This is a genomic window from Streptomyces sp. SID3212 (assembly GCF_009865405.1).
In the GTDB taxonomy this organism is placed as follows: domain Bacteria; phylum Actinomycetota; class Actinomycetes; order Streptomycetales; family Streptomycetaceae; genus Streptomyces.
In genome coordinates, this window is sequence record NZ_WWJY01000222.1 from 1 (window position 1) to 8,969 (window position 8,969).

The following is an 8,969-nucleotide window of genomic DNA, read 5'->3' on the forward strand; positions in this document are numbered from 1 at the left end:
CTCGGCCTTGGCCTGCGGCGGCAGCGCGCCGATCTCGCGGTTGGCGAGGGCGAGCGGCGAGGTCCCGGAGGTGTGCGCGGTCTTCGCGTGAGCGAGCGCGTCCAGGTCGGCCGCGGCGGCGAAGGCGGCGAGCGCCTCGTCCCGCATGCGCTCGATCTGTTCCGGTTTCAGCGCCTCGACCTCGACTGGGTCGTACGACTTGTTGGGTGCCGACATCTCTTCCCGTACTTCCGTTTGGCTGGCGAAACGACCCTGCTCGATCGCTGTAGGCGCCGAAGGTGCCAGTGGTCGAGTCTAAAGGGCGTGTGGAGGTCGCGGATCCCTCAGGCCCGTCCGTGCGCTCCCCGGGGCCCGTGTGTCCGCTCAGGTGGGGCCCGTCCGTCCGCTCAGGTCAGGTAGGCCGGAGCGGCGACGGGCAGGACGAATCGGAACTGGGCGCCGCCGCCGGGGCCGCGGCCGACGGTGATCGTCCCGCCGTGCGCCTCGACGATGCCCTTGACGATGTAGAGGCCGAGGCCCGTACCGCCGCGTTTGCTCCCCCGCCAGAAGCGGGTGAAGACACGGCCCATCGACTCCTCGGGGATACCGGGGCCCTCGTCGCACACGGTGACGGCGGTGCCCTTCACGGTGCCCCTCCCGTCCTCGATGTGCCCGATCTCCGCGGCTGCCACCTCGATGGTGACGGTTCCCTCGCCGTGGCGCACGGCGTTTTCCAGCAGGTTGCCGAGGATCTGGTCGATCTTGTCGGGGTCGGCCCACAGATCGGGCAGGGGCCGCTGTATCCGTACGAGGAACCGGTCCGGGGACTGGCCCGCGGCGGTGTGCGACTGGACGTGGCGGCCGATGGCGGCGCCGATGTCGACCGGCTGGCGGCGGACCTCCAGGCGCCCCGAGTCGATACGGGAGATGTCGAGGAGTTCGGCGATGAGCCGGGTGACCCGGTTGGCGTCGGCGTCGACCGTCTCCAGCATCAGGCGCTTCTGGTCGTCGGTGAAGCGCTCCCACTTGGCGAGCAGCGTCGCCGTGAAGCCTTTGACGGAGGTGAGGGGCGAGCGCAGTTCATGGGCGACGGTGGCGATCAGCTCCGCGTGGCTGCGTTCGGTACGGCGGCGGGCCTCGGTGCCCCGGACGCAGATGACGAGCTTCTGGACCGGGCCGAGCGGGCGGACGCGTACGTACCGCGCGGAGACCAGGACCTCCCGCCCGCCCGGGAGCAGTAAATTCCGCTCGGGCTGCCCGACCCGGGTGGCCAGCCCGCCGTACGGATCGGTCAGCGTCCACCAGCGGCGGCCCTCCAGGTCCTCCAGCGGCAGCGCGCGCTCCAGCGGCTGCCCGAGGGCTTCGGCGAGCGGTACGGCGGTGATCCGCGCGGCGGCGGCGTTGAAGCAGGTCACGCGGCCGTGCTCGTCGGCGACGACGAGCCCGTCGGGGAGGTCGTCGGCGTCGATGGGCTGCGCCCCGCCGACAGCTCCCGGGTCCGGGCCGCTCAGGACAGGTCCCTGGACCGTGACAGGTCTGCTGGTCCCGGCCGTCATCCCCGTAATCCCGCCTCTTCCACATAGCCCAGTGGGTCTGAGAAGGCGCAACAGTACTAGCCATACGTGACGGAGCGGACCCCCTCAGCGCCTGTTGCCGGCGCTGTTCCCGGACCGTTGCGCACGCGCCGACGCGTACAGGCATACGGCCGCGGCGGTCGCGAGGTTCAGGCTCTCGGCCTTTCCGTGGATCGGGACCCGTACGACGGCGTCCGCGAGGGCGCGCGTCTCCGCCGGCAGGCCCCACGCCTCGTTGCCGAAGACCCAGGCCGTGGGCCCGCCCATGGTGCCCGCGTCCAGCTCGTCGTCCAGGTCGTCGTCGCCCGCGCCGTCGGCGGCGAGGATCCGTACCCCGGCCTCCTTGAGCCCCCGTACGGCCTCCTCGACCGGAACACCGACGGCGACCGGCAGATGGAACAGCGAGCCGGCGGACGCGCGGACGGACTTGGGGTTGTACAGGTCGACGGAGGCGTCGGTGAGGACCACGGCGTCGGCGCCCGCGGCGTCCGCGCAGCGCAGCACCGTACCGGCGTTCCCGGGGTCGCGGACGTGCGCGAGCACGGCGACGAGGCGGGGCCGGGAGCGCAGGACGTCCTCGAACGGCGAGTCGAGGAAGCGGCAGACGCCGAGCAGCCCCTGGGGGGTGACGGTCTGCGACACCTCGGCGAGCACGGTGTCGGGCGCGAGGTGCACGCGGGCGCCGGTCTCCCTGGCCGCGTCGACGATGTCCGCGTACCGTTCGGCGGCCTCCACGGTGGTGAACAGCTCCAGGAGCGTCGGCTCGCCGGCGGGGCCCTGGTGGGCGACCGCTTCCCGTACGGCCTGCGGCCCCTCGGCGATGAACCGGCGCTCCTTGATCCGGAAGGCGCGCCGGGCGAGCCGCTTGGCGGCCAGGACGCGCGGGGATCGCGGGGAGATCAGCTCGGGGGTGCCCATGGGCGGCGGCTCACTCACGTGTGGGGCCCGGGACGTGTCGTACCGGACCGCTGGGACCCGGCGTGCCGGTCACGTACCGGACCGGGGCGGGGCGGGGCGGGGAAGGGAAGGGGAGGGGAGGGGAGAACACACCGGACCCGCAGGCGCGCTGCCTGCGGGTCCGGTGGGAAGTACATGCGGCCTGAGGGAGATCAGGCGGCGGCCTTCGGGGCGTTGACGTCGCTCGGGAGGGCCTTCTGGGCGACCTCGACGAGCGTGGCGAACGCGTTGGCGTCGTTGACCGCGAGCTCGGCGAGGATCTTGCGGTCCACCTCGACGTTGGCGGCCTTCAGACCCTGGATGAAGCGGTTGTACGTGATGCCGTTGGCGCGGGCCGCGGCGTTGATCCGCTGGATCCACAGCTGGCGGAAGTCACCCTTGCGCTTCTTGCGGTCGTTGTAGTTGTAGACGAGGGAGTGGGTGACCTGCTCCTTGGCCTTGCGGTACAGGCGCGAGCGCTGGCCGCGGTAACCGCTGGCCGCCTCGAGGATTGCCCGGCGCTTCTTGTGGGCGTTGACTGCCCGCTTGACGCGTGCCACGTGTTAACTCCTTGTAGCGGGGCCGTGGTTCGGTGTCACACGGCCCGGAAACGAATGGGTCCCGGTCCTGAGGTCGCACCCCCGGTCACCGGGGGTCGCGACGTCACTTGCCGAGAAGCTTCTTGATCTTCTTGGCGTCGCCCGGGGCCAGCTCGACGATGCCGGTGAGGCGCCGCGTCACCCGCGAGGACTTGTGCTCGAGCAGGTGGCGCTTGCCGGCGCGCTCGCGCATGACCTTGCCGGAGCCGGTGATCTTGAAGCGCTTGCTGGCACCGCTGTGCGTCTTGTTCTTCGGCATGGCGCCGTTCTCTCCTCGTCAGTGGCGCTCCCTGCCGGCTGGATTCTCAGTCGGCGCACGGGAGCGTCAGATCTCTGGTGTGTGGTTCCTGAACGGAGCCGTGGGCCGCCTGGATGGCAGCCCGTGGATCACGCCTCGGAAGATGCCTGGGCCGGGGCTTCGGCTTCGGCGGCAGCTGCTTCGGCGCGAGCGTCGGCGGCGTCCGGGGACTCGTCGACGTGCTCGTCGGGTGCGTAACCCGCGCGCTCCGCCTTGCGGGCGGCCTGGGCCTCGCGCGCCTCGGCCATGGCCTCGGTCTTCTTCTTGTGCGGGCCGAGAACCATGATCATGTTCCGGCCGTCCTGCTTCGGGTTCGACTCGATGAAGCCGAGCTCCTCCACGTCCGACGCGAGCCGCTGGAGCAGTCGGAAGCCCAGTTCGGGGCGGGACTGCTCACGACCACGGAACATGATCGTGATCTTGACCTTGTCGCCCTGCTTCAGGAACCTGACGACGTGACCCTTTTTGGTGTCATAGTCATGCGGGTCGATCTTCGGGCGGAGCTTCATCTCCTTGATGACCGTGTGCGCCTGGTTCTTGCGCGCCTCACGGGCCTTCATGGCCGACTCGTACTTGAACTTCCCGTAGTCCATGAGCTTGCACACGGGCGGACGTGCGGTCGCCGCGACCTCAACCAGGTCGAGGTCGTACTCCTGCGCCAACTCCAGGGCCTTGGCAAGCGGCACAATGCCCACCTGCTCGCCGCTGGGGCCGACAAGTCGGACCTCGGGAACGCGAATCCGGTCGTTAATGCGGGGCTCGGCGCTGATGGATCCTCCTCGGTAGCACCACACGACTGTCTGGCAGACAGCCGCGTAAGGTCTGTTGACTCTTACGTGAGACCAACCGTGGGGGAACGCGAAAAATGCCCCGGACGGGACACAGGCGGGAGCTCCTCGCACTACCGGAGCACCGCCGCGTCTACCGCGGGGCGCGCATCGGGCGGCTCCATCGTCCGTACGGAACGATGGGCACCACCTGACCGGTGACCCGCCGCCCGAGAGGGGCAGCCAGGTGGGAGATCGGAGCCTCCACTTGTGGGCCGGGCATGTGAATGTCCAGCCGGTCGTCACATCAGGTTAGCACCTTCCCGCTGCGGGGAGCCAACCGTGGGGGCGGGGGCGGGCGGGGCCTATCGTGTGGGGCATGAGCGACGCCCCCTCCCCCCAGCAGTCCCCGGCCTTCTCGGAGTCCGCGCAGTCCCCGCAGTCCGAGGTGTCCCCGCAGGAGTCCCCCGACTTCGACGCCATGACCCGCGACATCGCGGAAGTCCCCGCCGTCGAGGTGATCGTCACGGTCGCGGTGAACCTGATGAGCGCGGCGGCCGTGAAGCTCGGCCTGACCGAGGACGGCGACGACCACAAGGACCTGGACGAGGCGCGCAAGCTGGTCCACGCGCTGGCCGGGCTGCTGGACGCGAGCACGACGGAGATCAGCTCGTTCCACGCGGCGCCGCTGCGGGACGGGCTCAAGTCGCTCCAGCTGGCGTTCCGCGAGGCGTCGGTGGTACGGGACGAGCCGGGGCAGGGCCCCGGGGAGAAGTACACGGGCCCGGTCTACGGCTGAGGGTCCCCCGGCTCACCGGCGATCGCATCGCCGTGCGCCGACGTGTCGCGTACGAACAGGGGCTCGCCCGGTGGCGTGGCCTCGGCCGGCAGCAGTGCCAGGTCGAGTCCGCGTACCAGGCGGGCCCTCAGTACGTCGTCGGCGGCGAGCGCCCCGGCGACGCGGCGGGCGGTGTCGGCGGGGGACGGGGTGGCCGGTTCCAGGACGAGGGCCAGCGTGCCGTCCGCCGTCCCCGGCCCGAGGTGGGCCCGGAGCACGGCGGGCTCGGCGGCGACCACGCCTCGTACCGCCGCCGTGACGGCGGGGTCGTCGAGGGGGTCGGTGCTGGTACGGCCCTCGGCGGCGGCGAGGAGCGCGGCCCCGGTGAGCTGGTACGGCACGGGCCCGGCGAGGTCGAGCACAACGGTGTCGGCCTGCTCGTGGGCGGCTGCCCGGAGTGCCTGGTGGAGGGGTACGGCGACGGGGCGCGCCGCCGGGTCCCAGCGGGCCAGCGCCGCGACGGAGGTGAAGGCCGGCAGCGCGCGGCGGTCGCCCGCCCGGAGCGTCGGCACGGCCATGTCGCTGGTCTTCTCGCGGCGCAGCCCGTTCTCGTCCTCCTCGGTCTCGCCGAGGACGGCGACGATGGGGACGAGCAGCCGGGCGGTCCTGAGCGCCGCCAGCACGCCCCTTTCGGCGGACCGGTCCGCCGACCAGGCGGCGAGGGCGGAGGCCAGCGCGGGGTCGGCGGTGCCGTCGTCGTCGGAGAAGCCGGGGTCGGGGATGTTCTTGAGCGCCACGGGTCGAGGGTAGTGCCCGGGCTGCACCGGTCGGAACGTACGGTCGTCGGATGAATCTCTCGGTGGCGGTGTACGACATGGCGAACGGCCGCGAGGCGACGACCGACGCGGACCGCGCGTATGTCAGCGCCAGCGTCGTGAAGGTGGGCGTGCTGGCGGCGCTGCTGCTGCGGGCACAGGACGCGGACCGTTGGCTGACGCCGGAGGAGGAGGGGCTGGCCGCCGCGATGATCGAACGCAGCGACAACGACGCGGCGACGGCGCTGCGCGCGGCGGCCGGAGGAGTGGCGGCCCTGGACGAGGCGCACGCGCGGCTGGGTCTGACGCGGACGGAGGGGGCGGCGGCGTGGGGCCTGACCCGCACGACCGCGCGCGATCAGCTGACGCTGCTGAGGACGGTGTTCGACACCGGAACCGCGTCACCGCTGGACGCGAGATCCCGGCGGTATGTGGCGGCCCTGATGGGGCGGGTGATATCGGGCCAGGACTGGGGGGTGTCGGCGGCGGCCGGCGCCGGCGGTGACCACGCCCTGAAGAACGGCTGGCTACCGAGAACGGACTCGGGCCTGTGGGTCGTCCACTCGGTGGGCCGCGCGGGCGACTGCCTGGTGGCGGTCCTGTCGGACGGCCATCCCACGCTGGAGGCGGGGATCGCGTCGGTGGAGGAGGCGGCGGTGAGGGGGGTGGGGAGGGTGGCCTGAGGGCGGCTCGGGGGGACGTGGACGGCGCCTGGCCCTCTGGCTCCGGAGCAGCGGGGCAAGAGGGAGCGGCGGGGCTGCGTGCCAGCGCCAGCAGCGATGCGACAGAGCGGGTGACACGACCGTGCTCAACGGGCGGGGGTCGTACGACTCCGCTCGGCGCGGTGGGCGGGTCGGGCGGCCACCTCCCGGGCGCGGTCAGCGGGGGTGGCCGGGGCGTCTCGTGCCGGCGCCTCGCCACAGGACCACCGCGGCCGCCAGCAGCAGCGCGCCCACTCCCCCGGCGACCGGGGCCAGGCCCACGCCCTGGCCCGCGTCCTCGTGGGGGGCGTCCGGGCCGGTGCCGAAGTACTGCTTCCGGTAGCCGTCGGCCGTGCCGCTCCTCGTCTCCGTACCGGACAGCTTCGCGCCGGCCTCGATCGCGGCGGCGGGATCGACGAAGCCGTACCCCTTCGCGTCGTCGCGGCCGTTCTCGGGGGCGTCGCGGGCGGTGTCGGCGAGGAGCTTCTTGATCTGCGCGGGGGTGAGGTCGGGGTGTGCGGAGCGTACGAGAGCGACGGCGCCGGAGACGAACGCGGCGGCGGCGCTGGTGCCCCAGCCTTCGTAGTACTTGCGGTCGGGGTCCGCGATGACGATGTCGACGCCGGGGGCGCTGACGGTGGCGTACCAGCGGCGGGTGGAGAAGGCCGCGTGGGTGCCGAAGCGGTCGACGGCGGCGACGGCGATGACGCCGGGGTAGGCCGCCGGGTACGAGATGTGGTCGCCCTTCTCGCCCCCGTTGCCGGCCGAGGCGACGACAACCGCGCCCTTGCTGAGCGCGTACTGGACAGCCGCGTCCTCCGCCGCTTCGGGGTGGGCGGACTTGCTGTCGTCGCCGAGGGAGAGGTTGATGACGTCGGCCCCGTTGTCGGCGGCCCAGCGGATGCCCTCGGCGAGGGCGCCGCCCTTGGACTTACGGGCCTTCTCGCGGGCCGGGTCGCTGCCTTCGAGAATGACGCGGACGGGCAGGATCCTGGCCTGCGGCGCGATACCGAGGACGCCCTCGGAACCGTCGGGGCCGTGACCGTGACCGGCGATGATCCCCGCCATGGCGGTGCCGTGCCGGGCCCAGGACGGGTCGCCCTGGGCCGCGCCGAAGCCGACGAGGTCACGTCCGGGAAGTACCTGTCCGGACAGGTCGGGATGACTGCCGTCGACCCCGGTGTCGAGCACGGCGACGGTGACGCCGTTGCCCTGAGAGGTACGCCAGGCCTGATCGGTGTGCAGCGCCTCGAGGGCCCACTGCTGCTCCCGGAGCGAGTCGGCGTGGGCCGGTGTGGCGGGAAGGACGGCGAAGGAGGCGGCGGCGAGGAGGACGAGGAGCCGGTGGCGGCGGGGGGACGCGGGGCGGCGCCCTGAGGGAGCGCGGGACGCCGGAGCGGTGTTCCGGTCCGCGGCGACCGGGAGCGGGGGCGATACGTCCGCGCCAGGCGCCGCCGGGGCGGCCGGTATCGGGTCCGTACGGGGCATGCGCGGCCCGCCCGTGAGGGGCGTCGTCGGGGACATAACCGGGTGTGCCGGGACGGTGCGGGAGTCGTCGGCGTGGAGCGTTGTGGCCGGGTCCGGGAGCGGGCGGGCCGTGTGCGGTATGCCTGTACGGGATGTCGGCCGGGGCGCGTCCCGGTCCGTGGGGCGGCTCATCGGGGGGCCGCCGTCGCGGTGGTGGTGGCCGCGGTGCGCAGGCCCTCTTCGATACGGGTCGCGATCCCCTTCGCCTCGAATCCCAGGCCCGCCTCCGCGGCAGCGGTCTTCGCGCCGGTGACCGTCGCCGCGGCGGCCGGCTGCGGGTCGGTGACCGTACGGCCGTCGGCGAAGCCGGAGACGGCGTAGCCGACGACGGGCACCCCGTCCACGACCTCCAGCGTCCAGGAGGCGCGCTGCCTCTCGCCGAACCCGGCGGTGGGCGTGCCTTCGACGGAGAAGGTGTGCGGGATGTGATCGGTCCGTTCGGCGAGCCGCCTGGTGATGAGGCGGGTTTTCAGGGCGGTCATGGCGGCGCGGTCGCCCTCGGTGAAGACCAGTCCGACGGTGGTGAGGCTGCTGGCGGTGGCGTCGGTGTACGTGGCCCGCAGCACGCGCGTGCAGCCCACCGGGCGCAGCGTCCTGACGAGGGGTGGGGGCAGCGCGTCGGCGCAGGCGCTGTCGGGTGCGACGGCGACACGCGTCCAGCGGCGGTCCGCGCGGCCGGGCCCGGCGCCGTCGCCCTTGAGGGTCCGGGGGAAGAGGGTGTCGACGGGGACGCTGTGCCAGAGGGTGCGCGCCGTGGTGTAGGCGTCCGGTACGACGGGTTCGGCGGCGGAGTCCCCGGTCAGCCAACTGCCGGTGACGGCCCCGCCGATGAGCCCGAGGCCGAGCACCACGCAGGCGACGGCGGCGGCTGCCCTGACGGGCGGACGGGACGGTACGGGCCACGGACGGGTGGTCGTCCCGCTGGGCGATTCGGGCGATTCAGGCAGGGGCGGGGGCGTCCAGGCGTGGTGGTGGGGGCGGTGGGGGCGGTCGGG

10 protein-coding genes and 1 pseudogene are annotated in these 8,969 nt (G+C 72.9%); 2 read left to right on the plus strand and 9 right to left on the minus strand.

Going from position 1 to position 8,969, the window contains the following annotated elements:
- The 6 genes and pseudogenes from GT042_RS06525 to infC form a co-directional block, all read right to left on the minus strand.
- Nucleotides 1-216: pseudogene (locus GT042_RS06525) on the minus strand (phenylalanine--tRNA ligase subunit alpha); the annotation flags it as partial.
- 170 nt (nucleotides 217-386) lie between these two features.
- Complete coding sequence (locus tag GT042_RS06530) at nucleotides 387-1,535, minus strand: ATP-binding protein (RefSeq protein WP_161307752.1); 1,149 nt, start codon at nucleotides 1,533-1,535, stop codon at nucleotides 387-389.
- Nucleotides 1,536-1,619: 84 nt separating this feature from the next.
- A complete protein-coding gene (locus tag GT042_RS06535; protein ID WP_161307753.1) occupies nucleotides 1,620-2,471 on the minus strand; it encodes an RNA methyltransferase in 852 nt (283 codons plus the stop codon).
- 191 nt (nucleotides 2,472-2,662) lie between these two features.
- Nucleotides 2,663-3,049 (minus strand): 50S ribosomal protein L20, encoded by a 387-nt coding sequence (rplT, locus tag GT042_RS06540; RefSeq protein WP_161307754.1) that lies wholly within the window; start codon nucleotides 3,047-3,049, stop codon nucleotides 2,663-2,665.
- Between the two features lie 103 nt (nucleotides 3,050-3,152).
- Nucleotides 3,153-3,347, minus strand: a complete 195-nt coding sequence (gene rpmI, locus GT042_RS06545) for a 50S ribosomal protein L35 (RefSeq protein ID WP_161307755.1) — start codon at nucleotides 3,345-3,347, stop codon at nucleotides 3,153-3,155.
- A 128-nt stretch (nucleotides 3,348-3,475) separates the two neighbouring features.
- Nucleotides 3,476-4,180 carry a translation initiation factor IF-3 gene (infC, locus tag GT042_RS06550; RefSeq protein ID WP_161307756.1) on the minus strand — a complete coding sequence of 235 codons (705 nt, stop codon included), beginning with the start codon at nucleotides 4,178-4,180 and terminating at the stop codon, nucleotides 3,476-3,478.
- 454 nt (nucleotides 4,181-4,634) lie between these two features.
- Here infC and GT042_RS06555 point away from each other — a divergent pair, with 454 nt between their 5' ends.
- On the plus strand, nucleotides 4,635-4,952 hold the full coding sequence (locus GT042_RS06555; RefSeq protein ID WP_161307760.1) for a DUF1844 domain-containing protein: 318 nt from the start codon (nucleotides 4,635-4,637) through the stop codon (nucleotides 4,950-4,952).
- On the opposite strand, the gene GT042_RS06560 is transcribed toward GT042_RS06555, so the two are convergent.
- Nucleotides 4,943-5,728: an SseB family protein gene (locus GT042_RS06560; protein ID WP_161307757.1), complete on the minus strand. Its 786-nt coding sequence runs from the start codon at nucleotides 5,726-5,728 to the stop codon at nucleotides 4,943-4,945. The two genes, GT042_RS06555 and GT042_RS06560, sit on opposite strands and share 10 nt — an antisense overlap.
- Nucleotides 5,729-5,778: 50 nt before the next feature.
- On the opposite strand from GT042_RS06560, the gene GT042_RS39820 reads away from it, so the two are divergent.
- A complete protein-coding gene (locus GT042_RS39820; RefSeq protein ID WP_161307758.1) occupies nucleotides 5,779-6,429 on the plus strand; it encodes a serine hydrolase in 651 nt (216 codons plus the stop codon).
- Nucleotides 6,430-6,624: 195 nt separating this feature from the next.
- Here the strand turns inward: GT042_RS39820 and mycP are convergent, their stop codons facing one another.
- Both mycP and GT042_RS06575 read right to left on the minus strand, forming a co-directional pair.
- The gene (mycP, locus tag GT042_RS06570; RefSeq protein WP_161307759.1) at nucleotides 6,625-7,935 is read right to left on the minus strand and encodes a type VII secretion-associated serine protease mycosin; all 1,311 of its coding nucleotides are present in this window, start codon (nucleotides 7,933-7,935) and stop codon (nucleotides 6,625-6,627) included.
- 167 nt (nucleotides 7,936-8,102) lie between these two features.
- Entirely contained in the window at nucleotides 8,103-8,921 is an 819-nt protein-coding gene (locus tag GT042_RS06575; RefSeq protein WP_161307761.1) for a hypothetical protein, read from the minus strand.
- Between the last annotated feature and the right edge of the window lie 48 nt (nucleotides 8,922-8,969).

What these genes read in the sequence shown, in the direction of transcription:
- GT042_RS06530 (WP_161307752.1), bottom strand. Translation starts at nt 1,535, where the DNA reads ATGACGGCCGGGACCAGCAGACCTGTCACGGTCCAGGGACCTGTCCTG.
- GT042_RS06535 (WP_161307753.1), bottom strand. Translation starts at nt 2,471, where the DNA reads ATGGGCACCCCCGAGCTGATCTCCCCGCGATCCCCGCGCGTCCTGGCC.
- rpmI (WP_161307755.1), bottom strand. Translation starts at nt 3,347, where the DNA reads ATGCCGAAGAACAAGACGCACAGCGGTGCCAGCAAGCGCTTCAAGATC.
- GT042_RS06555 (WP_161307760.1), top strand. Translation starts at nt 4,635, where the DNA reads ATGACCCGCGACATCGCGGAAGTCCCCGCCGTCGAGGTGATCGTCACG.
- GT042_RS39820 (WP_161307758.1), top strand. Translation starts at nt 5,779, where the DNA reads ATGAATCTCTCGGTGGCGGTGTACGACATGGCGAACGGCCGCGAGGCG.
- mycP (WP_161307759.1), bottom strand. Translation starts at nt 7,935, where the DNA reads ATGCCCCGTACGGACCCGATACCGGCCGCCCCGGCGGCGCCTGGCGCG.